This window comes from Streptomyces sp. NPDC048521, assembly GCF_043199855.1.
Lineage (GTDB): Bacteria > Actinomycetota > Actinomycetes > Streptomycetales > Streptomycetaceae > Streptomyces.
In genome coordinates, this window is the sequence record NZ_JBICWR010000005.1 from 50389 (window position 1) to 74539 (window position 24151).

Here is a 24151-nt window from a genome sequence, read left to right on the forward strand (position 1 = left end):
GGGGCGAGGAGCCGAGGGAGGACGAGGCAGACGGCGGCCGGCTCGGGGCGAGGAGCCGAGGGAGGACGAGGCAGACGGCGGCCGGCTCGGGGCGAGGAGCCGAGGGAGGACGAGGCAGACGGCGGCCGGCTCGGGGCGAGGAGCCGAGGGAGGACGAGGCAGACGGCGGCCGGCTCGGGGGAGGAGCCGAGGGAGGTCGGCTCGGGAGAGGCGGTGGCGTGGGCCTGTAGGCCGGCGAGGGAGGGACCGGGGCCCGGAAGCACCCGCTGGGCCGCGCGGCCTGGGCAGTCAGCGACCGGGCGGCTCGGTACCGCCGGACACCGGGGTCTGGGACCCGCCCGCGCCGCCCGATGGCAACGGACCCGCCGGGCCCGCTCTCGCCCTCACCTCCGCCGCGAACGGTCCTCTTCCCGAGGCCGCCGTCACGTCCGCGGTCTCGCCCACGAGCGCGCACCGCACCAGCCGTACCCCCTGATCCGCCGCAAGCCGCTCGGCCCGTCCGCAGGCCTCCGCACGGCCCTCGGCCCAGTGGTCCGCCGCCGCGAGCGCCGCCAGATCCGCACCGCCGGCCGCCCGGTGCCGGACGACGACGGCCTGCCCCAGCGCGAGCACGGCACCGAACACCACGCACAGCAAGGCGATCACCCCCAGACTCCAGACGGTGGCCGACCCTCGGTCGGAGTGGCCCGGGCCGGAGGGCCCCCGACCGAAGGCCTCCCGACCGGAGGGCCCTTGGGAGGAGTGGCCCGAGTCAGGGGGTTCGTGGGCGGAACACTGCCGGCCGTGCACCTCGCCGCCCGCCTCAGCCCCCCTCACGGCCTCTCCCCTTCGCCCTTCCCCCTTCACGGCCCCTCCTCCTTCGCCGCCCCCACCGCCTCCTCGGCCAGTGCCACGGCCTCCTCGCGCACCTCGAAGGGCAGCCCGCTGAGCACGGGCGGCCTGGCCACGACCGTCACCCGGACCTGGTCGCCCTCGCGCCCCACCGTCACCCGCGCCCCGCGCGGCGCCGCCTCCCGCGTCACCGTCACCACCACGTCCGTCGGATCCTGGCGGGCCGCGGCCCGGGCGCCCGTGCGGGCGGCGTCCACGCACTGGATCTGTGCCGCCACCACGAGCAGCCCCCAGACCAGCGCCATGGTGAACGCCACCAGCACGGAGAGCACCACGGCCGCCTCCGCGGTCACGAACCCGCGGTCCGCCCCCCGCTCACATGCGCGCACTGAGGGCCTTCTTCACGATGGCCTGCAGTTCCGCCCTGACCTGGCCGCTGGTGACGACCTCGTAGAGCAGCAACGCGAAGCCGACGGCCGCGATGATGCCCATCGCGTACTCGGACGTCACCATCCCGGCGTCCTGCCGACGCCTGCGGCACGTTCCCCGCAGCCGTACCACTGCTTCCTTGACCTTGCTGTTCATCTCAACCTCCGTAAGGTTCATGCCTGTTGTCGTTCTCTGTGGTTCACGTCCTGCGCTCAGCCCCTCTCGTACGGCTCACCTCCCTCCCACCACCCCGCCCGCCAGTCCGATCACGACCGGCAGCACGCCGATCGCGATGAACGCGGGCAGGAAGCACAGGCCGACCGGCGCGGAGATCAGTACGGCGGCCCGGCGGGCCCGGGCTGTCGCGGTGCGAGCCCACTCCGCGCGGGCGTCCGAGGCAAGGCGGGTGACCGGTCCGGCGGCGGGCAGCCCGGACTCGTCGGTCCGCTCCAGGAGCCGTGCCAGGGTTCCGGCACCGGGCAGTGCGGCCAATCTCCGCCAGGCGTCAGCCGGTTCACCGCCGAGCCGTACCTCCGCCGCGCCCCGTGCCAGCGCTTCCCCGACAGGCCCGCCGAGGGCCTCCCCCACTGCTTGCGCTGCGATCACCGTGCCGCCGCCGGCCGCGATACAGGCCGCCAGCAGGTCGGCGGCGAGCGGAAGTTGACGCTCGGCACGGGCGGCGTCGGTCACCTCCGCCCGGCCGACTGCCGCCTGACGCTCCCGCCACCGCCACAGCACCACCCCCACGCCGAGCCCCAGCAGAGCCCCGCCGGCTCCGCCGACCAGCACCCAGGCACCACAGGCCGCCCCGCCCGCCGGCAACCACCGCCGCACCACGCCCGGGATCTCGAAGGGTGCTCTGGCCGCGGGGACTTCCATCCCCAGCAGCCCGGCCGCCCGGCGCCGCGCCCGGCGACGTCGCCGCACCATCTCCAATCGCCGCGCGACCCAGCCGAGCGCCAGCATCACGGCCCCGGCCATCCCCAGCCTGTGGACGACTTCCCCGCTCACACCACCACCCCTTCCACACGATCCGCCCCATTCCGCACCTTCCGGCCCCCCCCGGCCACCTCAAGCACCACCCCGGCCAGCACCGCGCCTCCCGCGCCCCACCTGTCCCCACCCCGCCGTCACCACCCGCAGCCATCCCCACCCCGTCGGCACCACCCCGCAGCCACCACCCCAGCCACCCCGAGAACCGCCCCGGCCATCACCAGGCCCCCACCACCGCTCCCATCACCACCCCGACGCTCCGACCCCCTCGCGCACCACCCGGCCCTCATCGCCCCCCTCACACCGCCTCCGCTCCCCGCACGATCCGCACGGCCCACCACAGGCCGGCCGCCTCGAACACCGCTCCGGCGGCCAGGCAGCCGAGTCCGGCTCCGGTGTGCAGGAGCACGTGCAGCGGGTCGGCGCCCATGGCCGCGCCCAGGAGCAGGCCGAGGGCGGGTAGTGCGGCGAGCAGCACCGCGGTGGCCCGGGCTCCCGACAACTGGGCGCGAAGGTCGGCGCGTTGGTCTCGTTCGGCGCGCAGGGCCGCGTCCAGCCGGTCGAGGCCGGCCGCGAGTCCCGCGCCCTGGTCCACCGCGACCCGCCAGCACGCGGCCAGTCCCAGCAGGCCCTCGGCACCCGGCTGCCGGGCCGCCACGGCGAGCGCGCCGGGCACGTCTCCGCCGAACCGCGCGGCCGCGACCACGGCCGCCTGCCCGTCGCCGAGTCCGCCGGAGTCCCGTGCGGCCCGCAGCAGCGCCTCACCGGGCTGCCGTCCCGCACGCACCTCCCCGGCGAGGGCCCCGCACAGGGCGATCACGGTCCCCGCCCGCTGGTCCCGGGTGCTCCTGGCCTGCCGGGCGCGCCGCACCCGGCGCAGCACCGGCACCGCGGCGGCCCCCGCGACGACCGGAATCACCGAGGTGCCCAGCAGCGCGAGCAGCAACCCGGCAACGAGCGCCCACCACTCCCCGCGCAACCGGCCGCGCAGCCGTCGTAGTTCGCCGATGGCCTGCTCCCAGGAGGGCGGACCGGTGGCCACCACTCCGCCGTCCGCGAGCAGCAGCCGCGCCCGCCGCATCCCGTAGTGCCGTCCGCCCAGCAGCCAGACCATCGCACCCAGGCAGATCAGCGCGGCCCCCATGGACGTCTCACCGATCACGTCCGACACCTCTCTCGTCCGTTCCCGTGCCCGGCCGAGCCGCCGAGCAGTTGCTCCAGTCGCTCCCAGCCGCGCTCCCGCGCGAAGGCCCGCTCGCCCCAGCGCAGTGCCGGCACCGTCCGCACCAGCCCCGTGGCGTCCCGCTCCAGCACGTGCACCTCGGCGATCCGGCGCCGTCCGGACGGGTCCCGTACGAGGTGCAGCACCACGGAGAGGGCGGCCGCCAACTGGCTGTGCAGCGCGGCCCGGTCGAGCCCGGCGGCCGTCGCCAGTGCCTCCAGGCGAGCCGGAACGTCCGAGGCGGCGTTGGCATGGACCGTGCAACAGCCGCCTTCATGGCCGGTATTGAGCGCCGCGAGCAGATGCACGACCTCAGGCCCGCGCACCTCCCCGACGACCAGCCGGTCCGGCCGCATCCGCAGCGCCTGCCGGACCAGGTCCTCCAGGGTGACCAGACCGGCGCCCTCCTGGTTGGCGGGCCGGGTCTCCAGCCGGACCACGTGCGGGTGATCCGGGCGCAGCTCGGCCGAGTCCTCGGCGAGCACGAGTCGTTCGCCCGGTCCCACCAGGCCCAGCAGAGCGCTGAGCAGGGTCGTCTTGCCGCTTCCGGTGCCGCCGCTGACGAGGAAGGACAGCCGGGCCGCCAGTAGAGCCCTCAGGACCCGGTCGCCGCCCGGAGGCACGGTGCCCGCCGCCACCAGCTCCTCCAGCGTGAACGCCCGGGGCCGTACCACCCGCAGTGACAGGCAGGTGCAGCCGACGGCGACCGGTGGCAGCACGGCGTGCAACCGTGTTCCGTCGGGCAGCCGGGCGTCCGCCCAGGGCCGGGCGTCGTCCAGCCGGCGCCCGGCCACGGCGGCCAGCCGCTGCGCGAGGCGTCGTACGGCCGCCGCGTCCGGGAAGGTCACCGGTGTCAGCTCCAGGCCGCCGCCGCGGTCCACCCACACCCGGTCGGGCGCGGAGACCAGGACGTCGGTGACGTGCGGGTCGGCGAGCAGCGGTTCCAGGGGGCCCGCGCCGACGAGTTCGGACCTCAGCTGCCGGGCCGCGCCGAGGACTTCCGCGTCGCCGAGGACCCGGCCCTGTTCACGCAGCGCCTGTGCCACGCGCGCGGGGGTGGGTTCGGCGCCGCTCTCGGCCAGCCTGCGCCGGACGCCGTCGAGGAGGGCCGCGCCGTCGGCCCGGTCCAGTGCGGGGAGTGTCATCGGGTGCCTCCGGCCTCGACCAGGGCCCGCTCCCAGAAGTTCACGCAGAAGCGGGCGAGCGGACCGCGTCCGGTCGCGGCGGGTGGTTTCGCTCCGCTCTGGGGGCGCAGCAGTGCCGGTTCGACGGGCACCTCGCCGGCCAGCGGAAGGTCGAGCAGCCGGGCCACCTCGTGGCCGTCCAGGCCGGGCGCGTACGGTCCACGGACCGCGATCCGGACATCGCGTACGACCATCCCGACGGCGGACGCGACGCGTCCGGCGGCGGCGACCGCCCGCAGTTCGGCGGGGACGACGAGCAGGGCCAGGTCGAGCTGGGCGAGGGCTTCGGCGACGCCGTCGTCGAGGCGGCGGGGCAGGTCGACCACGACCGTCCCGCCGCGTCGCCGGGCCGCGGCGAGGACCGCGCGCACCGCCTGGGGCGGAATGGCGACGCAGTCGCCGCGGTCCCAGCTGAGCACCCGCAGGGCGTGCAGTTCCGGCAGCGACTCCTCCAGTGCGCCGCCACCGAGCCGGCCGCGGGAGGCGGCGAAGGCGGGCCAGCGCAGTCCGTCGGCGCTCTCGCCGCCGAGGAGTACGTCGAGCCCGCCGCCGAGCGGATCGGCGTCCACGAGGAGGGTGCGCAGTCCCTCGCGCGCGGAGGTGACGGCGAGGGCACAGGCGAGCGTAGACGCGCCGGCTCCGCCCCGGCCGCCGATGACCCCGACGGTGAGGGCCGGACGGCCGACTCCCTCGGCGACGTCGGCGATGCGGTCGACCAGCCACTGCTCGCCGTCGGGAAGCATCAGGACATGGTCGGCGCCGATCTGGACGGCTCGTTTCCACACCCCCGAGTCGTCCTGGTCCCGGCCGACCAGCACCACTCCGCGCCGACGCGTGGCTCCACGGACTCGGCGGGCGGCGTCGTCGCCGACCAGCACGAGCGGGGCCGCTTCCCAGCCGCCGCTGTGTTCCGGTACGCCGTGGTGGACCTCGGGCGTGGCGCCGGCGGCTGCGCACAGGCGCAGCAGATCGTCCAGGAGCTCGGCGTCCTCGGTGAGGATGAGCGGCCGTCCGGGCCGGCCTGCGCCGGCGGGTGGCGGGTCGTGGGTGATGGTTCCGGTCACGCGTGTTCCCCCTTCGCTGCGTGTTCCGCGCAGCCCTCTGCGGCCACGCGATTCCCAAAGTTGTGAAGAACCGGCAAGCGGCCTCCATATGAGCGGCCGATAGGAACCGGCCATAGGCGCTCCGACAATCGGAACCGGCCATGAACTCGCCGCGGCCGGAGGCGCTGGAATCACGGTGCAGCGATCCTCGAAATCTTGTGGATCTTGGTCGAAAACGGTGGACAACCCGGAGGCTGTGAATATCGCCGTCACCCATACCGGTGACTCCCGTACGGGCGCCCGCACGACTTCCGGAGAGCATCCTGACGATTACTGGGAGTAACCAAGACCGGGCATGCGAGAGGAGCGGCCGGAGCGTCGCCACGTCGGCCGCGCAGCTGCGCGAAGAAGGAGAAGAAGGCGAGAAAACCCACCCGGACATGCGACGACCCCCGCCGGGGGGGAGAGCGGGGGTCGTCCCCACGGCCGACTCGGGGGGGGAGGAGTCGGACCGGGTTAGCACGGTCGCGAACGATCCGTGACTTCCATGGTGTACCCGAGAGCCCTCTCAGGCAAACCCACGCGCCCCACCTTACGCCGAATGGTGGGCCCATATGCTCAGGGACGTGGAAAACCACTCCTTGCCCCGCGCGGCAGCCTTCTTTGACCTGGACAAGACGGTCATTGCGAAGTCGAGCACGCTCACCTTCAGCAAGTCCTTCTACCAAGGCGGGCTGATCAATCGCAGGGCCGCGCTGCGTACCGCATATGCCCAGTTCGTCTTCCTGGCCGGTGGCCTGGACCACGATCAGATGGAGCGCATGCGCGAGTATCTGTCCGCGCTGTGCCGGGGCTGGAACGTCCAGCAGGTGCGGGAGATCGTCGCCGAGACCCTGCACGACCTGATCGACCCGATCATCTACGACGAGGCCGCCTCCCTGATCGAGGAGCACCACACGGCCGGACGGGACGTGGTGATCGTGTCCACCTCGGGCGCCGAGGTGGTCGAGCCGATCGGCGACCTGCTGGGCGCGGACCGGGTGGTGGCCACCCGCATGGTCGTCGGCGAGGACGGCTGCTTCACCGGCGAGGTGGAGTACTACGCCTACGGTCCGACCAAGGCCGAGGCGATCAGGGAGCTGGCCGCGTCCGAGGGCTATGACCTCGACCGCTGCTACGCCTACAGCGACTCCGCGACCGACCTGCCGATGCTCCGTGCGGTCGGGCACCCGCACGCCGTGAACCCGGACCGGGCGCTGCGCCGCGAGGCACTCGCGCGCGGGTGGCCGGTTCTGGAGTTCCGCCACCCGGTCCCGCTCAAGAAGCGGCTGCCCACCCTGTCCGTCCCGCCGCGCCCGGCACTGATCGCGGCGGCGGCCATAGGAGCGGCGGCCGCGACGGCCGGCCTCGTCTGGTACACCAACCGGCGCCGCGGCACCGTCTGAGCAGCGCCCGTTCACCCCCTGTTTGAACCGTCAAGTAAAGAAGTGCGGGCAGGGGTTCCGCTTGCTCCAGGCTCGCGGTACAAAGAACTCAGGCCCGCGAGACCAAAGGACATCCGAGAGGATCACCTACCACTACGCACTTGGCCACACGGACCCCGCATGGACACCGGGCACCCACGCGACGTCGACCCGTCGATTACGGGCCAGCCGCACCAGGTGACGGGCAAAGTTCCCGACCTGATGGGCATATATCGAGGACGCTTGGTAACTGGGTGGACATGCCAGCGGCGGTACGAGAACTCGTACCGCCGCAACCCATGTCCGGGGGTGTGCCCTCAGGCCGCGCCGCGCTGCAGCGCCTCGCACACCGCGGTCGACTCACGCACACCCAGCTCGATCGCCCTGCCGCAGTGCGCGATCCAGGCCGCCATGCCCTCAGGGGTACCGGAGACGTATCCGTCCAGTGCGGTCAGGTAGGAGGCGCGCCCCAGTTCGGCGTGGCCCACCTCGGAGGGGCACACCGCCTTCGGGTCCAGGCCGCTGCCGATCAGCACGATCCGCTCGGCCGCGCGCGCGACCAGGCCGTTGTGGGACACGAAGGGGCGCAGCGCGAGAAGCTCGCCGTGCACCACGGCTGCCGTCACCAGCGCGGGCGCTGACGTCCCCGCGATGATCAGGTCCGCCAGCCCCTCGAGGCGGCCGGAGATCTCCTGGGCGTCCGGCAGCGGCAGCTCGATCAGCGGCTCGTCCACCGCCTCACCGGCCTGGCGGGGGCGGCCGACCTGCTCGTCCTTGCTCGCGGCGGCGACGAGGTGCAGCCGGGCCAGCACCCGCAGGGGCGACTGCCGCCAGATGGACAGCAGCTGTCCCGCCTCGGCCGACAGCCGCAGGGCCGCGCCCACGACCCGCGCCTCGGCGTCGGCGCTGAAGTCGGTGCGCCGCCGCACCTCCTCCAGGGCCCAGTCCGCGCCGGACAGCGCCGCCGAGCCGCGGGCGCCGCGCAGGGCCGCCTCGGAGGTGACCGCGTTGCTGCGGCGCCGCATGATCCGGTGCCCGTAGACCCGGTCCACGGCCTTGCGCACGGACTCCACGGACTCGGCCACACCGGGCAGCGCGCCCAGGGCCGCGAGCGGATCGGCGTTCGCGCCTGTCGTACTCATGAGTACGACAGTACGCACCCCACCGGCCGACCCCACGAAGGAGTGGTCTTCTTCACTTCCGCGTGACACGTACAGCTATCGCCCGACTACGCTTGGTGAACATGAAAATTGCTTTCGTCGGGAAGGGCGGCAGCGGCAAGACCACGCTCTCCTCCCTCTTCATCCGCCACCTCGCGGCTGCCGGTGCCCCGGTGGTCGCCATCGACGCGGACATCAACCAGCACCTCGGTCCCGCACTCGGCCTCGACGAGACGGAGGCCGCCGCGCTGCCCGCCATGGGCGAACGGCTGCCGCTGATCAAGGACTATCTGCGCGGCGGCAATCCGCGCATCGCCTCCGCCGCGACGATGATCAAGACGACCCCGCCCGGGGAGGGCTCGCGGCTGGTTCGGGTCCGGGAGCCCAACCCGATCTACGACGCCTGCGCACGCCCGGTGGAACTCGACGGCGGCGCCGTCCGTTTGATGGTCACCGGCCCCTTCACGGACGCCGACCTGGGGGTCGCCTGCTACCACTCCAAGACGGGAGCGGTGGAGCTGTTCCTGAACCACCTCGTCGACGGCCCCGACGAGTACGTCGTGGTCGACATGACGGCCGGTTCGGACTCCTTCGCCTCCGGCATGTTCACCCGCTTCGACATGACGTTCCTCGTCGCCGAGCCGACCCGGAAGGGGGTCTCCGTATACCGCCAGTACAAGGACTACGCCCGCGACTTCGGCGTCGCCCTGAAGGTCGTGGGCAACAAGATCCAGGAACAGGACGACATCGACTTCCTGCGCGCGGAGGTCGGTGACGACCTGCTCGTGACGGTCGGGCGCTCGGACTGGGTGCGCGCCATGGAGAAGGGCCGACCGCCACGGTTCGACCTCCTCGAGGTGGCCAACTCGCGCGCCCTGCACACCCTCCGGGCCACCGCGGACGCCACGTACGAGCTGCGGGACTGGGAGCGGTACACGCGCCAGATGGTGCACTTCCATCTGAAGAACGCCGAGGCGTGGGGCAACGAGCGCACGGGGGCCGACCTGGCGGCGCAGGTCGACCCCGGGTTCGTGCTCGGCGAGGGTGTGGCGACGCCCGTGTGACGCTTACGGCTTGACCGCCGGCGCCCCGGGGACGCCCTTGGGCGCCGGGGCCGGGCGGCCGGAGAGGAAGGACGCCCAGCCCTGCCGGGGGGCTTCGCCCACGTTCAGGGTGCGCAGCTTCTTGAGGATGGCCGGGTCCTGGGCGTCCAGCCAGTCGACCAGCTGACGGAAGGACACGCAGCGCACCTCGGGCTTGTTGCACACCTCCCGCACCACCTCGTCGATGGCGCGCATGTAGGTGCCGCCGTTCCAGGACTCGAAGTGGTTGCCGATGATCAGGGGTGCGCGGTTGCCGTCGTAGGCGCGGTAGAAGCCCTTGATCAGACCGTCGCGCATCTGGTCGCCCCAGTAGTCGAACATGTCCGGGTCGCCCTGGGTCTCGGTGCCGGACTGGTTGACCATGAAGTTGTAGTCCATGGTCAGCTGCTCGTAGGTGTGGCCGGGGAAGGGCACCAGCTGCATCGACAGGTCCCACAGGCCCTGCTTCTTCTTGGGCCAGACCTGGTCGTTGACCCCACTGGAGTCATAGCGGAAGCCCAGTTGGCGTGCGGCCTTCATAAAGTTCTTCTGCCCTTCGAGGCAGGGGGTGCGGGCGCCGATCAGCTCCTTGTCGTAGTCGAAGGGCAGCGGGGCCGTCGTCTTCATGCCGGTGTTGGTCCTCCAGCTCTTGACGAACTGCTTGGCCTGGGCGATCTCGCTCTTCCACTCCTGTACCGACCACTCGCCGACCCCGCCGTCGGGGCCGCAGAAGTGGCCGTTGAAGTGGGTGCCGATCTCATTGCCCTCGAGCCAGGCCAGTCGCACCTGCTTGAGGGTGTCGGCGATGCCCTGCGGGTCGTTGAAGCCGATGTCCGAGCTGCCCTGTGCGTGCTGGGGCGGTCGGTAGAGATCACGCTTCTCCTCCGGCAGCATGTACACACCGCTGAGGAAGTACGTCATCGTCGCGTGGTTCTCCTTGGCGACCTTGCGGAAGTGGGAGAACAGCTTCTGGCTGTCCTCGCCCGCGCCGTCCCAGGAGAACACCACGAACTGCGGGGGCTTCTGGCCGGACTTCAGCCGCTCGGGCACGGGCAGGTGTGGCTGCCCACCGGTGTACGCGGTGGATCCGTCACCGATCAGGCGGAGCGCGCTGTTGGGCGCCGGTGCCCCCTGCTTCGGACCGGACGCTCCTTCCTTCGAGCCGTTGGAGCCGGTCGCACAACCGGCGAGCGACGTGGCGCAGGCCGCGGCGACCATGGCACCGACGGCGATTCTCTGGGTGGCGGCCATGTTCCGCCCACCTTCTTCCTTCTCTCAGACGAACGCTGACGTGGCCTTTTGTGGTGATGTGCCGGGCTTGCACCGACAGCGCCGCCAAGGTCGCACGGGACCGAGAGGGAATTAATACGACAAGCCGATGAAATGCTCACTTCACCCGAGTGGGTGATTGTCTGCGCCATTTGCCCTGAAAAGTTATGCATTGTCTTTACTTTGCATTACGGTTCATTTACCGAGCGTTGATTCATCCCGCCACTGCAAGCCGTGACCCCCGGCCGCGACCGAGCCCCGCCCATAGACGCGGGTCCCGACCAGTCCGCGACCGCGCCGCCCCGGAGGAGACGGGAACATGCCCACAGCCTGCGCACCCCCTCACGCCCAGCACCCGCAGCCACCGCACAGCCCCGCACCGGGGCGCCACCGCCGCTTCCCCGTCGAAGGCGCCGATGTGTCGGCCGCCGTCGCGGTGTTCCTGATCGCCCTGCCGCTGTCCCTGGGCATCGCACTCGCCACCGGTGCCCCCCTCCAGGCAGGCCTCGTCGCCGCCGCCGTGGGCGGAGTCGTCGCCGGCCGCCTCAGCGGCTGCCCGCTGCAGGTCAGCGGCCCCGCCGCCGGACTCACCGTCGTGACCGCCGATCTGATCCACCATTACGGCTGGCGGGCGACCTGCGGCATCACGGTCCTCGCCGGTCTCGCCCAGCTCGGCCTCGGCTGTCTGCGGGTGGCACGCGGCGCGCTCGCGGTCAGCCCGGCCGTGGTGCACGGCATGCTGGCCGGCATCGGCATCACCATCGCCGTCGCCCAGCTGCACATCGTCCTCGGCGGCAGCCCGGACAGCTCCGTCCTCGCCAACCTGCGCGCGCTGCCGGCCCAGTTGGCCGACCTGCACCCGGCCGCCGTGTCCATGAGCGCGCTGACCCTGGCCCTGCTGCTGGCCTGGCCACGCCTGCCGGGCCGCGTCGGCCAGGGACTACGCAAGGTGCCGGCCGCTCTCGTCGCCGTCACCGGGGCCACCGCGACCGCCGCCCTTGCCGGGCTGACCCTGCCCCGGGTGGAGCTGCCGTCCTGGCGCAGTCACGCGCTGGCCGGACTGCCCGAGGGCCCGGTGCTCGGCGTCGTGGCCGCCGTGCTCACCACCACCCTGGTGTGCAGCGTGCAGTCCCTGCTCGGCGCGGTGGCCGTGGACAAGCTGGTTGCCGCACGTCCCGGTCCGCACCGTGTCGGCCGCTCCGACCTGGACCGTGAACTGCTGGGCCAGGGCGCCGCCAACATCGTCTCCGGGGCGCTCGGCGGCCTGCCCGTGGCCGGGGTGGCCGTGCGCAGCACCGCCAATGTGAACTCCGGTGCCGTGAGCCGGAACTCCACGATGCTGCACGGCGTTCTCGTAGTAGTCGCCGCGCTGCTGATGGTCCCGATCCTGGAGGAGATCCCGCTCGCCTCCCTCGCCGCCCTGGTGATGGCCGTCGGCATCCAGATGGTGTCCCTGCACCACATCCGCACGGTGACACGCCACCGCGAAGTGCTGGTCTACGCCGCCACCACCCTCGGCGTGGTGCTCCTCGGCGTCCTGGAGGGCGTGCTCATCGGGGTCGCCGTGGCGGTCGCCGTCGCCCTGCACCGCCTCACCCGCACCCGTATCACCCACGAAGACAAGGAAGGAGTCCATCACGTACGTGTCCGAGGTCAGCTGACGTTCCTCGCGGTGCCCCGGCTCAGCAGAACCCTGCATCTCGTACCCCAAGGCGCCCACGCCGTCGTGGAGTTGGACGGGTCGTTCATGGACCACGCGGCGTACGAGTCACTGCAGGACTGGCACAGCTCCCACACCGCGCGGGGCGGAACGGCCGAGCTGTCGGGCCGACGCGGCGGAATCCGGACCGCCGAGCCGGCCGCGTCCGCCGAGTGCCGGTGCCGGCCCTGGACACCCTGGCGCAATCACCAGTCCTGCTTCGCGGGGGCTCCCGCGGCCCCGGCGGGCCGGGAAGCGGCGCATGAACTGGCCCGTGGCATCAGCTCGTTCCAGCGCAACACCGCGCCGCTGGTGCGGGAGGAGCTGGCACGGCTCGCCCGGGAGGGCCAGCAGCCCTCACAGCTCTTCCTCACCTGCGCCGACTCCCGGCTCGTCACGTCGATGATCACCGCCAGTGGTCCCGGCGATCTGTTCGTCGTCCGCAACGTCGGCAACCTGGTGCCGCCGGCGGCCGAGGAGCACGGCGACGACTCGGTGGCGGCTGCCATCGAGTACGCGGTGGACGTGCTCGGGGTGCGCTCCATCACGGTGTGCGGGCACTCCGGGTGCGGCGCGATGCAGGCGCTGCTGGCCGCGGAGAGCACGGCCGGGGACACCCCGCTGCGGCGGTGGCTGCGCCACGGGCTGCCGAGCCTGGCACGGATGGCCGGGGACCACCGTGGCCGGCCCCGGCTGGCCGGGCGGGCACCCGCGGACGCGGTGGAGCAGCTGTGCCTGACCAATGTGGTCCAGCAGCTGGATCACCTGAGGGCGCAGCCCGCGGTCGCCCGGGCGCTGGACAGGGGCGACCTGGAACTGCACGGCATGTACTTCCACGTCGGCGAGGCGCAGGCGTATCTGCTCGCACAAACGGAAGGAGGCACGGTATTCGAGGAGGTCACCGAGAGCATCACGGAAAGCGCCTCGGAATGCGTCACCGACGGCATCACCAGGGCCGTCACGGAAAGCGTCTCCGCCGGCGTTGCCAAGCCCGTCGCGGAAGGAGAGGAGGCACGCAGTGCGGTGTGAGCGGCAGGCCGTCCGACAGGTCTAAACCAATTTTCCGGTCGACCCTTGTCATCGGCCCCCCGCGTCTGATGAGCTGTGGCCTGGGACACAACGGACACCCTTGGAAAGGGAGATGTCGTGAGCAACGAGAGCCTGGCCAACCTGCTCAAGGAAGAACGCAGGTTCGCGCCGCCCGCCGACCTGGCCGCGCACGCCAACGTCACCGCGGAGGCGTACGAACAGGCCAAGGCTGACAGGCTCGGCTTCTGGGCCGAGCAGGCCCGCCGGCTGACCTGGGCCAAGGCGCCGACCGAGACGCTGGACTGGTCGAACCCGCCGTTCGCCAAGTGGTTCAAGGACGGCGAGCTGAACGTCGCGTACAACTGCGTGGACCGGCATGTGGAGGCGGGACACGGGGACCGCGTCGCCATCCACTTCGAGGGTGAGCCAGGCGACAGCCGCTCGATCACCTACGCGGAGCTGAAGGACGAGGTCTCCAAGGCCGCCAACGCCCTGCTGGAGCTGGGTGTCCGCAAGGGCGACCGGGTCGCCATCTACATGCCGATGATCCCGGAGACCGCGATCGCGATGCTGGCCTCGGCCCGGATCGGCGCCGCGCACTCCGTGGTCTTCGGCGGCTTCTCCGCGGACGCGCTCGCGACCCGTATCCAGGACGCGGACGCCAAGATCGTCATCACGGCCGACGGCGGCTACCGGCGCGGCAAGCCGTCCGCGCTCAAGCCGGCCGTGGACGAGGCGGTCGACAAGGCGGGGAACGTCGAGCACGTGCTCGTGGTCCGCCGTACCGGGCAGGACGTGGCCTGGAGCGGCGAGCGCGACGTCTGGTGGCACGAGCTGGTCGGGCGGCAGTCCGCCGAGCACACCCCGGAGGCGTTCGAGGCGGAGCACCCGCTGTTCATCCTCTACACCTCGGGGACGACGGGTAAGCCGAAGGGCATCCTGCACACCTCCGGCGGCTACCTCACCCAGACCGCCTACACGCACCACGCGGTGTTCGACCTCAAGCCGGAGACGGACGTGTACTGGTGCACGGCCGACGTCGGCTGGGTGACCGGACACTCGTACATCGTGTACGGGCCGCTGGCCAACGGCGCGACGCAGGTCATGTACGAGGGCACGCCGGACACCCCGCACCAGGGCCGGTTCTGGGAGATCGTGCAGAAGTACAAGGTCACGATCCTCTACACCGCGCCGACCGCGATCCGCACGTTCATGAAGTGGGGCGACGACATCCCCGCCAAGTTCGACCTCAGCAGCCTCAGGGTCCTGGGGTCGGTCGGCGAGCCCATCAACCCCGAGGCGTGGATCTGGTACCGCAAGCACATCGGCGCCGACCGGACACCGGTCGTGGACACCTGGTGGCAGACCGAGACCGGCGCGATGATGATCTCGCCGCTGCCGGGCGTCACCGAGGCCAAGCCCGGTTCGGCACAGTGTCCGCTGCCCGGCATCAGCGCGACCGTCGTGGACGACGAGGCGAACGAGGTACCCAACGGCGGCGGTGGCTACCTGGTGCTGACCGAGCCGTGGCCGTCCATGCTGCGCACCATCTGGGGCGACGACCAGCGGTTCATCGACACCTACTGGTCCCGCTTCGAGGGCAAGTACTTCGCCGGTGACGGCGCCAAGAAGGACGACGACGGGGACATCTGGCTGCTGGGCCGGGTGGACGACGTCATGCTCGTGTCCGGGCACAACATCTCCACCACCGAGGTGGAGTCGGCGCTGGTCTCGCACCCGTCGGTCGCCGAGGCGGCCGTCGTCGGCGCCGCCGACGAGACCACCGGCCAGGCGATCGTCGCCTTCGTCATCCTGCGCGGCACGGCATCGGAGAACGAGGCACTGGTCGGCGAGCTGCGCGACCACGTGGGCGCCACGCTGGGCCCGATCGCCAAGCCCAAGCGGATCCTGCCCGTGGGCGAGCTGCCGAAGACCCGCTCCGGCAAGATCATGCGCCGCCTGCTGCGCGACGTGGCCGAGAACCGCCAGCTCGGTGACGTCACCACGCTGACCGACTCCACGGTCATGGACCTCATCCAGGCCAAGCTCCCGGCGGCGCCGAGCGAGGACTGACCCGCACGGCACGGCCCGAAGGGGGCACCCGGACGACGACGCGCCGGGTGCCCACTTCTGCGTCTAACGTGAGGATCACCGGTCCCGGGCGCCCGCCCCGTTGGGTAACGTAATAAGAGCGTCAAGGACGCGACAAGATCCACAGGTGCGCCGGGAAGTCTGGTCGGCATGTGAGCCGTCCTGCCCAGCCACCGGAGGTCCCGCCGTGACCGCGCCCCGCACCCCGAACACCGCCCGCAAGGTCCTCGGACGCCTGTCCCTGCCCGAGCGGACCTTCCTCGCGGACGCGCTGCGCACCGAGACCGTCGGCGGCATCCTGCTCCTGATCGCCGCCGTCGCGGCGCTGGTCTGGGCGAACATCCCCGCCCTCCACCACAGCTACGAGACGGTCAGCGACCTCCACTTCGGCCCCGACGCGCTCGGCCTGCACCTCTCCCTCGCCCACTGGGCCGCAGACGGTCTCCTCGCCGTGTTCTTCTTCGTCGCCGGTATCGAGCTCAAGCGCGAGCTGGTCGCCGGGGACCTGCGCGACCCGAAGGCGGCCGCGCTGCCCGTGGTGGCCGCGCTGTGCGGCATGGCCGTACCCGCGCTCGTCTACACCCTGACCAACCTCGCCGGGCACGGCTCCCTGCAGGGCTGGGCGGTGCCCACCGCCACCGACATCGCCTTCGCGCTCGCCGTCCTCGCGGTCATCGGCACCGCGCTGCCCAGCGCCCTGCGCGCCTTCCTGCTCACCCTCGCGGTCGTCGACGATCTCTTCGCGATCCTGATCATCGCGATCTTCTTCACCGACCAGCTGGACTTCGCCGCGCTCGGCGGGGCCGCGGCGGGCCTGGTGGTCTTCTGGCTGCTGCTGCGCAAGGGCGTGCGCGGCTGGTACGTGTACGTGCCGCTCGCCGTGGTGATCTGGGCGTTGATGTACAACAGCGGCGTGCACGCCACCATCGCCGGCGTGGCGATGGGCCTGATGCTGCGCTGCACCACCCGCGAGGACGAGGAGCACTCGCCCGGCGAGCGCATCGAGCACCTGGTGCGGCCTCTGTCGGCGGGGCTCGCCGTGCCGCTGTTCGCGCTGTTCAGCGCCGGGGTGTCGGTCTCCGGCGGGGCACTCGGGGACGTGTTCACCCGGCCGGAGACGCTCGGCGTCGTCCTCGGCCTGGTCGTCGGCAAGACGGTCGGCATCTTCGGCGGCACGTGGCTGACCGTCCGCTTCACCCGGGCCTCGCTCAGCGACGACCTCGCCTGGGCGGACATCTTCGCGGTGGCCTCCCTCGCCGGGATCGGCTTCACGGTGTCGCTGCTCATCGGCGAACTGGCCTTCGACGGCGATACCGTCCTCACCGACGAGGTGAAGGCGGCGGTGCTCACCGGGTCACTGATCGCGACGGTCTGCGCGACGGTGCTGCTGAAGATACGCAACGCCAAGTACCGCAGGCTGTGCGAGGAAGAGGAGCGTGACGAGGACCTCGACGGCATCCCGGACGTCTATGAACAGGACGACCCGGCGTACCACCTGCGCATGGCCGAGATCCACGAGCGCAAGGCCGCCGAACACCGGCGGATCGCCGCCGAGCAGGCGGCCGCGGCGCGCCACGGGCTTGCGGAAGTGCCGGGCGGGGCAGGCGAGGAGGGCGACCGTCCGGCATGATCTGACGAGACGGTACAAATCAAGACGGCCGTACGAGCGAGGGCGGCCCCCAACGGTCACCCGCGCACGACGGCCACCCACACGGCCGTACGAGCACGACGGCCACCCCACACGGCACACTTGCGGCACGAGAACTCAGAGGGAGAACGCGATGAGCGCACCCGACGGCAGCCCGGTCGGCGCCGAACGCAGCATCGGCCAGCTGTTCGCCTCGGCGACGACCGAATTGTCGGCGCTGGTGCACGACGAGATCGCGCTGGCCAAGGCCCAGCTCAAGCGGGACGTGAAGCGCGGCGCGATGAGCGGCGGCGCCTTCTCGGTGGCGGGCGCGGTGCTGGTGTTCTCCCTGCCCATGCTCAACTTCGCACTCGCCTACGGCATCCGCACCTGGACCAACTGGAACCTGGCGATCTGCTTCGTGCTGTCCTTCGCGGCCAACGTGCTGGTCGCCGGCCTGCTCGCGCTGATCGGCGTGGTGTTCGCGAAGAAGGCCAAGAAGGGCAAGGGCCCGCAGAAGGTGGCGGCCTCGATGAAGGAGTCGGCGGGCGTCCTGCAGAACGCCAAGCCGCACCCGCGCCCGGAGCTGACCGAGGACCGGGCACCCGCGGCCATCGAGGCTGTGGCACGCTCGTCGTCATGACCGACCCCGCCCCCTCGGCCGTACGGATCGAGCTGCCCCACGGGCAGAAGGTGACGCACCGGGACGTCGCGGCGAACGGCGCCCGCTTCCACATCGCCGAGCTCGGCGACGGCCCCCTGGTGCTGCTGCTGCACGGCTTCCCGCAGTTCTGGTGGACCTGGCGGCACCAGCTGGTCGCGCTCGCGGACGCGGGCTACCGGGCGGTGGCGATGGACCTGCGGGGCGTCGGCGGCAGCGACCGCACGCCCCGCGGGTACGACCCCGCCAACCTCGCCCTGGACGTCACCGGGGTGATCCGCTCGCTCGGCGAGCCGGACGCCGCACTGGTCGGCCACGACCTGGGCGGCTATCTGGCGTGGACGGCGGCCGCGATGCGCCCCAAGCTCGTACGACGGCTCGCGGTGGTGTCGATGCCGCATCCGCGGCGCTGGCGCGCGGCGATGCTGCGGGACGCCCGGCAGACGGCCGCCAACTCCTACATCTGGGGGTTCCAGCGGCCGTGGCTCCCGGAGCGTCAACTCACCGCGGACGGCGGGGCGCTGGTGGGCCGTCTGATCCGGGACTGGTCGGGGCCGCGGCTGCCGGAGGACGAGACCGTGGAGACGTACCAGCGGGCCATGTGCATCCCCTCCACGGCGCACTGCGCGATCGAGCCGTACCGCTGGCTGGTGCGCTCGCTGGCCCGCCCGGACGGCGTCCAGTTCTACCGCCGGATGAAGCGGCCGGTGCGGGTGCCCACGTTGCATCTGCACGGCTCGCTGGACCCGGTGACCCGGACGCGCAGCGCGGCCGGTTCCGGCGAGTACGTCGAAGCGCCGTACCGCTGGCGGCTGTTCGACGGTCTCGGACACTTCCCGCACGAGGAGGACCCGACGGCGTTCTCCACCGAACTGGTCAACTGGCTCAAGGACCCCGAGCCCGACAGGTGACCCGAGCGGTGACCGCTCGGTGACGAATGCGCTGCGCCGAGTATCCGATTGCTGAACACTTGTCCCTCGAACGGCCACATGCCTGCCGCATAGGCCAATTGGGGGGCGCGCAGGCGGTTATCGACCTTGGGGCAGGGGCACACGTCGGGGTATGGGCTGGACGCACGACTACAGTGACGCACCCCGCAACCGCCGCTCGGCCGCCGGTCTGAGCACGCCTCAGCGAGGCACACCCCACATGGCGGAAGCGGACCTCCGGGTGGGGATCCCGCGCATCCTGCGCCGCCGGGCCCGCTGGGTCTCGATGCGTCTGCGTCACCCGCGCGGCTGAACGCCTCTTCGGGGATCACAGCGCGCAGCTGTCCGTACCCACCTGCTCGTTCGCCGCACGGCCCCGCTCGATGTCGGGCTGGATCTCGTCCGCCGTCAGCGCGTACCCGGTGTCCGCGTCGTCGAGGGACTTGGCGAAGACCACGCCGTACACCTTGCCGTCGGGCGTGAGCAGCGGGCCGCCGGAGTTGCCCTGGCGGACGGTCGCGTACAGCGAGTAGACGTCGCGGCGGACCGTGCCGCGGTGGTAGATGTCCGGGCCGTTCGCGGTGATGCGCCCGCGCACGCGCGCGGCGCGCACGTCGTACGAGCCGTTCTCCGGGAAGCCCGCGACGATCGCGCCGTCACCGCCGGCCGCGTCCTGGTCGGTGAACTTCAGGACGTTCGCCTTCAGGTCGGGTACGTCGAGGACGGCGATGTCGCGCTTCCAGTCGTACAGGACGACCTCGGCGTCGTACTTGCGGCCTTCGCCGCCTATCTGCACGGTCGGCGCGTCGACCCCGCCGACGACGTGCGCGTTGGTCATGACCCGGCGGTCGGCGAAGACGAATCCGGTGCCCTCCAGGACCTTGCCGCAGCTCTGGGCGGTACCGGTGACCTTCACGATGGAGCGCTGGGCGCGGGCCGCGACCGGGCTGCTCGCCAGGGCCGGGTCGGGCGGCCGGACGTCCTTGATCGGCTCGTTGGCGAACGGGCTGAAGACCTGCGGGAAGCCGTTCTGCGCGAGGACGGAGGAGAAGTCCGCGAACCAGGTGTCGGCCTGCGCGGGCAGCGCCCGGGAGACGCCGAGGAGCACCTTGGAGCCGCGCACCTCCTTGCCGAGCGTCGGCAGGGTCGTGCCGGCGAGGGCGGAGCCGATCAGCCAGGCGACCAGCAGCATCGCGACGACGTTGACCAGCGCGCCGCCGGTGGCGTCCAGGGCGCGGGCCGGGGACCAGGTGATGTGCCGGCGCAGTTTGTTGCCGAGATGGGTGGTCAGGGCCTGGCCGACCGAGGCGCAGACGATGACGACGATCACGGCGACGACGGCGGCGGTGGTGCTGACCTCCGTGTTGTCGGTCGCGGCGTCCCAGATGACGGGGAGCGTGTACACGGCGACGAGACCGCCGCCCAGGAAGCCGATCACCGACAGGATGCCGACCACGAAGCCCTGGCGGTAGCCGACGACCGCGAACCACACGGCCGCGACCAGCAACAGGATGTCCAGCACGTTCACCGCTTCAGGCCTCGCCTACTCACTCCGCTCCCAGCAGCTCGGCCGGGGGTCCGGGGTGGCCCCCGGGGGATACAGCACGGGGATCACCCTGTCATGCGCGCCAGTCGAGCGGGACCTGGCGCTCGCGGTCCCAGGGGCGCTCCCAGCCCGCGTAGTGCAGCAGGCGGTCGATCACTCCGGCCGTGAAACCCCAGACCAGGGCCGATTCGACCAGGAATGCCGGGCCTCGGTGTCCGCTGGGGTGAACGGTGGTGGCACGGTTGGCGGGGTCCGTGAGATCCGCCACGGGGACGGTGAAGACGCGGGCGGTCTCGTTCGGATCGACGACGCCCACCGGGCTGGGCTCGCGCCACCAGCCGAGCACCGGTGTGACGACGAAGCCGCTGACCGGGATGTAGAGGGCGGGCAGGACGCCGAAGAGCTGGACGCCGGACGGATCGAGGCCGGTCTCCTCCTCGGCCTCGCGCAGCGCGGCCCGCAGCGGCCCGTCGCCCTGCGGATCGCCGTCCTCGGGGTCGAGCGCGCCGCCCGGGAAGGACGGCTGCCCGGCGTGCGAGCGCAGGGAGCCGGCCCGCTCCATCAGCAGCAGCTCGGGGCCGCGCTCGCCCTCGCCGAACAGGATCAGCACCGCGGACTGCCGTCCCGAGCCGTTCTCCGGCGGCAGGAAGCGGCTGAGCTGGAGCGGCTGGACCGTCTCGGCGGCCCGCACGACCGGATCCAGCCAGTCCGGCAGCCCCTCCTTGCTGAGCGTCACCGCACCGCCCCGCGTCTCACTGGCCCTCGTCATCGCCACCCCCGTCGCTCTGCCTGTCCAACGCCCGAGGGCCCCGAGATCGTTCCGTCACGCGGCCCCCAGTGGCGGCGCCGGTTTCCCACCCGCGTCGAGATAGGCCTGCGGGGGGTTGAGCCGCTGGCCGGGGAAGCCGCCCTTCTCGTACTTCAGGAGCTTTTGCGCCTTCTCCGGGTCGGTCTCGCCCTCGCCGTAGGCCGGGCAGAGCGGGGCGATCGGGCAGGCGCCGCAGGCGGGCTTGCGGGCGTGGCAGATGCGGCGGCCGTGCCAGATGACGTGGTGGGACAGATCGGTCCACTCGCTCTTCGGGAACAGCGCGCCGACGGTGGCCTCGATCTTGTCCGGGTCGCTCTCCTCGGTCCACCGCCAGCGCCGTACCAGCCGCTGGAAGTGGGTGTCCACGGTGATCCCGGGGCGTCCGAAGGCGTTGCCGAGGACGACGAAGGCGGTCTTGCGGCCGACGCCGGGCAGCTTGACGAGGTCCTCCAGCTTTCCGGGCACCTCGCCGCCGAAGCCCTCCACGAGTGCCTTGGACAGCCCTATGACCGACCGGGTCTTGGCCCGGAAGAAGCCGCAGGGGCGCAGGATCTCCTCGACCTCCTCCGGGTTGGCGGCGGCCAGGTCCTCGGGGGTCGGGTACTTGGCGAACAGCGCCGGGGTGGTCTGGTTGACCCGCAGATCGGTGGTCTGGGCCGACAGCACGGTGGCGACCAGCAGCTGGAAGGGGTTCTGGAAGTCCAGCTCGGGGTGGGCGTACGGGTAGACCTCGGCGAGTTCGCGGTTGATCTTGCGCGCCCGCCGCACGAGCGCCGTCCGGGACTCCGGTTTCCATGGCTTCACGGCCTGGGTCACCGCCGTGGCCGCCTTGCGCACCTTGCTCACTGCCATGGACGAAGGCTACGCCGACGGGACTGGTGCCGGTGGTGGATCACCGGGACGACCGGTCCTTCGGGCCACCGCTCACCGGACCGGCGCGGGCGCGGCCGCCCGGGGCCGCCCCTGCTGCCCTGGGCGGCCCCTGACCGATTCGCCGACCGGCGGGATCCCCGACAGGCGCCGGCCCGATTCATCCGATTCATCACATCTTCGGAATACTGTTCGCCGACAGCGGAATCACCGGGTACAACCTCTCGGGCCGTCCCCTGCGCCGTGCTCTCACCGGCGACTTGGACACCCGGCCGGCCCGTGGCCGGGCAGTGACCACCGTCCCGGACGCGGGAGATCGGCCCCCGATTGGACCCCTGCCGCTTACCTCGGGGCACCTGTGCGGCATCCTTGTGACAGATCACACTGTTTGGACCGTCCGGCAAAATGGGGAACACGGTCCCCTGGCACACGGGGGAGCAAGATCCCCTGAGCAGGTCGACAAGGAGAGAACTCGTGGACGACGTTCTGCGGCGCAACCCGCTCTTCGCGGCTCTCGACGACGAGCAGGCCGCGGAGCTGCGCGCCTCCATGAGTGAGGTGACGCTGGCACGCGGCGACTCCCTGTTCCACGAGGGCGACCCCGGCGACCGGCTGTACGTCGTCACCGAGGGCAAGGTCAAGCTGCACCGCACCTCCCCCGACGGCCGCGAGAACATGCTCGCCGTCGTCGGCCCCAGCGAGCTGATCGGCGAGCTGTCGCTGTTCGACCCGGGCCCGCGCACCGCGACCGCGACGGCGCTGACCGAGGTCAAGCTGCTCGGTCTCGGCCACGGCGACCTCCAGCCCTGGCTGAACGCGCGCCCCGAGGTGGCCGGCGCCCTGCTGCGCGCCGTCGCCCGCCGGCTGCGCAAGACCAACGACGCCATGTCCGACCTGGTCTTCTCCGACGTCCCCGGCCGTGTGGCGCGCGCCCTGCTGGACCTCTCGCGCCGCTTCGGCGTGCAGTCCGAGGAGGGCATCCACGTCGTCCACGACCTCACCCAGGAGGAGCTGGCCCAGCTGGTCGGCGCCTCCCGCGAGACCGTGAACAAGGCCCTCGCGGACTTCGCCCAGCGCGGCTGGCTCCGTCTGGAGGCGCGGGCCGTGATCCTGCTGGACGTCGAGCGCCTGGCCAAGCGGTCGCGCTGACGCCGGTCCTCGCCGTACGGCGTCACCGGTCTTCGCCGTACGGCATCGGGTCCCCGGTTCCCGGCGGCCCGGCGCCGCTGTCGTGACCGCCGTTCCTGGGGGCCGTCCGTCCCGCCGCTTCGGCCCTGAACAGTCCCGTCCTCGCTCGCCGGACGGGCTGTTCGCCGCCGTCCCGCGCCGGAAAATCAGCTGCCCGCGGCCGGTGTGCGCGGCACAGTGAGCGCATGGCCGAAACCGTTCGCCGTCCCGGAGTCGACGCCCAGGGCTACCTCGTCCGCGAAGGCTCCCTCGCGCGCGTGCCCGATGCCTTCCGCCCGGTCGTGGCCACCGCGCGCGACCGGCTCGCGGACGCCTTCGGCGCCCGTCTGCACAGCGCTTACCTCTACGGCTCGGTCCCGCGCGGCACCGCGCGCGTGGGACGCAGCGACCTGGATCTGCTCGTCGCCCTCGGTGAGGAGCCGGGCGACGCCGACCGGGAGGCCGTCCGGGCGCTCGGCGAGGCCGTCGACAAGGAGTTCCCGCTGATCGACGGTGTCGGCACGCTGCTCTACAGCCGGGACCGACTGCTGAGCAACCTGGAGCGGTACGACATGGGCTGGTTCGTCGCCTGCCTGTGCACCCCGCTGCTCGGCGACGACCTCGCAGCGTCCCTGCCCCGCTACCGTCCCGACTCCCTGCTGGCCCGCGAGACCAACGGCGACCTCGCCCGGTGGCTGCCGCGCTGGCGGGAGCGGATCGAGCAGGCCGAGGACACCGAGGAGGCCCGCCGGCCGCTCGTGCGCTTCATGTCCCGGCACCTCGTCCGCACCGGCTTCACGCTCGTGATGCCGCGCTGGCAGGGCTGGACGAGCGATCTGCGGGAGATGGCCGAGGCGTTCGGCACGTACTACCCCGAGCGGGCCGCACAGCTGCGTACGGCGGCGCGGTACGGCCACGAACCCGTCGGCGACCCGGACACCCTGCGGTCCTACGTCGACGACCTCGGCCCCTGGCTCGCCGGGGAGTACACGCGCGTGCACGGCGTCAAGACCGCCCGGCCGGACTGACGGCTGTCCTCTCCCCGGGG

Annotated in this window: 22 protein-coding genes; 10 read left to right on the top strand and 12 right to left on the bottom strand. The window is 72.1% G+C overall.

What is annotated here, in order from left to right; all coding sequences use genetic code 11:
• Positions 1–288: 288 nt before the first annotated feature.
• The 7 genes from ACGFRF_RS13860 to ssd all read right to left on the bottom strand — a co-directional run bounded on the left by ACGFRF_RS13860 (position 289) and on the right by ssd (position 5723).
• On the bottom strand, positions 289–645 hold the full coding sequence (locus tag ACGFRF_RS13860) for an Rv3654c family TadE-like protein (protein ID WP_393739455.1): 357 nt from the start codon (positions 643–645) through the stop codon (positions 289–291).
• Positions 646–842: 197 nt separating this feature from the next.
• On the bottom strand, positions 843–1184 hold the full coding sequence (locus ACGFRF_RS13865; protein WP_393739457.1) for a TadE family type IV pilus minor pilin: 342 nt from the start codon (positions 1182–1184) through the stop codon (positions 843–845).
• 22 nt (positions 1185–1206) lie between these two features.
• The gene (locus ACGFRF_RS13870) at positions 1207–1416 is read right to left on the bottom strand and encodes a DUF4244 domain-containing protein (RefSeq protein WP_393739459.1); all 210 of its coding nucleotides are present in this window, start codon (positions 1414–1416) and stop codon (positions 1207–1209) included.
• 75 nt (positions 1417–1491) lie between these two features.
• Positions 1492–2271: a type II secretion system F family protein gene (locus ACGFRF_RS13875; RefSeq protein ID WP_393739461.1), complete on the bottom strand. Its 780-nt coding sequence runs from the start codon at positions 2269–2271 to the stop codon at positions 1492–1494.
• 280 nt (positions 2272–2551) lie between these two features.
• Positions 2552–3397, bottom strand: coding sequence for a type II secretion system F family protein (locus ACGFRF_RS13880; RefSeq protein WP_393740134.1), 846 nt, complete (start codon positions 3395–3397; stop codon positions 2552–2554).
• 14 nt (positions 3398–3411) lie between these two features.
• The gene (locus ACGFRF_RS13885) at positions 3412–4620 is read right to left on the bottom strand and encodes a TadA family conjugal transfer-associated ATPase (protein WP_393739463.1); all 1209 of its coding nucleotides are present in this window, start codon (positions 4618–4620) and stop codon (positions 3412–3414) included.
• Positions 4617–5723, bottom strand: a complete 1107-nt coding sequence (gene ssd, locus ACGFRF_RS13890; RefSeq protein WP_393739465.1) for a septum site-determining protein Ssd — start codon at positions 5721–5723, stop codon at positions 4617–4619. Before ssd ends, ACGFRF_RS13885 begins: the two co-directional genes overlap by 4 nt.
• Before the next feature lie 593 nt (positions 5724–6316).
• Between ssd and ACGFRF_RS13895 the strand changes: the two genes are divergently transcribed.
• On the top strand, positions 6317–7147 hold the full coding sequence (locus ACGFRF_RS13895) for an HAD family hydrolase (protein ID WP_393739466.1): 831 nt from the start codon (positions 6317–6319) through the stop codon (positions 7145–7147).
• Positions 7148–7482: 335 nt separating this feature from the next.
• On the opposite strand, the gene ACGFRF_RS13900 is transcribed toward ACGFRF_RS13895, so the two are convergent.
• Positions 7483–8307, bottom strand: coding sequence for an oxidoreductase (locus tag ACGFRF_RS13900; RefSeq protein WP_393739468.1), 825 nt, complete (start codon positions 8305–8307; stop codon positions 7483–7485).
• Positions 8308–8408: 101 nt separating this feature from the next.
• On the opposite strand from ACGFRF_RS13900, the gene ACGFRF_RS13905 reads away from it, so the two are divergent.
• Positions 8409–9389 (top strand): ATP-binding protein, encoded by a 981-nt coding sequence (locus ACGFRF_RS13905; protein ID WP_393739470.1) that lies wholly within the window; start codon positions 8409–8411, stop codon positions 9387–9389.
• 3 nt (positions 9390–9392) lie between these two features.
• On the opposite strand, the gene ACGFRF_RS13910 is transcribed toward ACGFRF_RS13905, so the two are convergent.
• Positions 9393–10658 carry a hypothetical protein gene (locus ACGFRF_RS13910; RefSeq protein WP_393739472.1) on the bottom strand — a complete coding sequence of 422 codons (1266 nt, stop codon included), beginning with the start codon at positions 10656–10658 and terminating at the stop codon, positions 9393–9395.
• 337 nt (positions 10659–10995) lie between these two features.
• Here ACGFRF_RS13910 and ACGFRF_RS13915 point away from each other — a divergent pair, with 337 nt between their 5' ends.
• From ACGFRF_RS13915 to ACGFRF_RS13940, 6 genes are all read left to right on the top strand, one after another.
• Complete coding sequence (locus ACGFRF_RS13915) at positions 10996–13404, top strand: SulP family inorganic anion transporter (protein ID WP_393739474.1); 2409 nt, start codon at positions 10996–10998, stop codon at positions 13402–13404.
• Between the two features lie 117 nt (positions 13405–13521).
• Positions 13522–15477 carry an acetate--CoA ligase gene (acs, locus tag ACGFRF_RS13920; RefSeq protein WP_393739476.1) on the top strand — a complete coding sequence of 652 codons (1956 nt, stop codon included), beginning with the start codon at positions 13522–13524 and terminating at the stop codon, positions 15475–15477.
• Positions 15478–15682: 205 nt separating this feature from the next.
• The gene (nhaA, locus tag ACGFRF_RS13925) at positions 15683–17125 is read left to right on the top strand and encodes a Na+/H+ antiporter NhaA (RefSeq protein WP_393739478.1); all 1443 of its coding nucleotides are present in this window, start codon (positions 15683–15685) and stop codon (positions 17123–17125) included.
• A gap of 151 nt (positions 17126–17276) precedes the next feature.
• A complete protein-coding gene (locus ACGFRF_RS13930; RefSeq protein ID WP_393739479.1) occupies positions 17277–17765 on the top strand; it encodes a phage holin family protein in 489 nt (162 codons plus the stop codon).
• Positions 17762–18694, top strand: coding sequence for an alpha/beta fold hydrolase (locus tag ACGFRF_RS13935; RefSeq protein WP_393739481.1), 933 nt, complete (start codon positions 17762–17764; stop codon positions 18692–18694). Before ACGFRF_RS13930 ends, ACGFRF_RS13935 begins: the two co-directional genes overlap by 4 nt.
• A gap of 151 nt (positions 18695–18845) precedes the next feature.
• A complete protein-coding gene (locus ACGFRF_RS13940) occupies positions 18846–19025 on the top strand; it encodes a hypothetical protein (protein ID WP_393739483.1) in 180 nt (59 codons plus the stop codon).
• Between the two features lie 15 nt (positions 19026–19040).
• Here the strand turns inward: ACGFRF_RS13940 and ACGFRF_RS13945 are convergent, their stop codons facing one another.
• From ACGFRF_RS13945 to nth, 3 genes are all read right to left on the bottom strand, one after another.
• Complete coding sequence (locus ACGFRF_RS13945) at positions 19041–20240, bottom strand: MarP family serine protease (RefSeq protein ID WP_393739485.1); 1200 nt, start codon at positions 20238–20240, stop codon at positions 19041–19043.
• Positions 20241–20331: 91 nt separating this feature from the next.
• Positions 20332–21027: an NUDIX hydrolase gene (locus ACGFRF_RS13950; RefSeq protein ID WP_393739487.1), complete on the bottom strand. Its 696-nt coding sequence runs from the start codon at positions 21025–21027 to the stop codon at positions 20332–20334.
• Between the two features lie 54 nt (positions 21028–21081).
• Complete coding sequence (nth, locus tag ACGFRF_RS13955; protein ID WP_393739489.1) at positions 21082–21918, bottom strand: endonuclease III; 837 nt, start codon at positions 21916–21918, stop codon at positions 21082–21084.
• Positions 21919–22410: 492 nt separating this feature from the next.
• On the opposite strand from nth, the gene ACGFRF_RS13960 reads away from it, so the two are divergent.
• The gene (locus ACGFRF_RS13960; RefSeq protein ID WP_023547771.1) at positions 22411–23085 is read left to right on the top strand and encodes a Crp/Fnr family transcriptional regulator; all 675 of its coding nucleotides are present in this window, start codon (positions 22411–22413) and stop codon (positions 23083–23085) included.
• A gap of 224 nt (positions 23086–23309) precedes the next feature.
• Entirely contained in the window at positions 23310–24131 is an 822-nt protein-coding gene (locus tag ACGFRF_RS13965) for a nucleotidyltransferase domain-containing protein (protein ID WP_393739491.1), read from the top strand.
• Positions 24132–24151: the final 20 nt, after the last annotated feature.

Coding starts and splice junctions, on each gene's coding strand:
- ACGFRF_RS13870 (WP_393739459.1), bottom strand. CDS start 1,416: ATGAACAGCAAGGTCAAGGAAGCAGTGGTACGGCTGCGGGGAACGTGC.
- ACGFRF_RS13880 (WP_393740134.1), bottom strand. CDS start 3,397: ATGGGGGCCGCGCTGATCTGCCTGGGTGCGATGGTCTGGCTGCTGGGC.
- ACGFRF_RS13885 (WP_393739463.1), bottom strand. CDS start 4,620: ATGACACTCCCCGCACTGGACCGGGCCGACGGCGCGGCCCTCCTCGAC.
- ACGFRF_RS13895 (WP_393739466.1), top strand. CDS start 6,317: ATGCTCAGGGACGTGGAAAACCACTCCTTGCCCCGCGCGGCAGCCTTC.
- ACGFRF_RS13900 (WP_393739468.1), bottom strand. CDS start 8,307: ATGAGTACGACAGGCGCGAACGCCGATCCGCTCGCGGCCCTGGGCGCG.
- ACGFRF_RS13905 (WP_393739470.1), top strand. CDS start 8,409: ATGAAAATTGCTTTCGTCGGGAAGGGCGGCAGCGGCAAGACCACGCTC.
- ACGFRF_RS13910 (WP_393739472.1), bottom strand. CDS start 10,658: ATGGCCGCCACCCAGAGAATCGCCGTCGGTGCCATGGTCGCCGCGGCC.
- ACGFRF_RS13915 (WP_393739474.1), top strand. CDS start 10,996: ATGCCCACAGCCTGCGCACCCCCTCACGCCCAGCACCCGCAGCCACCG.
- ACGFRF_RS13930 (WP_393739479.1), top strand. CDS start 17,277: ATGAGCGCACCCGACGGCAGCCCGGTCGGCGCCGAACGCAGCATCGGC.
- ACGFRF_RS13935 (WP_393739481.1), top strand. CDS start 17,762: ATGACCGACCCCGCCCCCTCGGCCGTACGGATCGAGCTGCCCCACGGG.
- ACGFRF_RS13940 (WP_393739483.1), top strand. CDS start 18,846: ATGGGCTGGACGCACGACTACAGTGACGCACCCCGCAACCGCCGCTCG.
- ACGFRF_RS13950 (WP_393739487.1), bottom strand. CDS start 21,027: ATGACGAGGGCCAGTGAGACGCGGGGCGGTGCGGTGACGCTCAGCAAG.
- nth (WP_393739489.1), bottom strand. CDS start 21,918: ATGGCAGTGAGCAAGGTGCGCAAGGCGGCCACGGCGGTGACCCAGGCC.
- ACGFRF_RS13965 (WP_393739491.1), top strand. CDS start 23,310: ATGGCCGAAACCGTTCGCCGTCCCGGAGTCGACGCCCAGGGCTACCTC.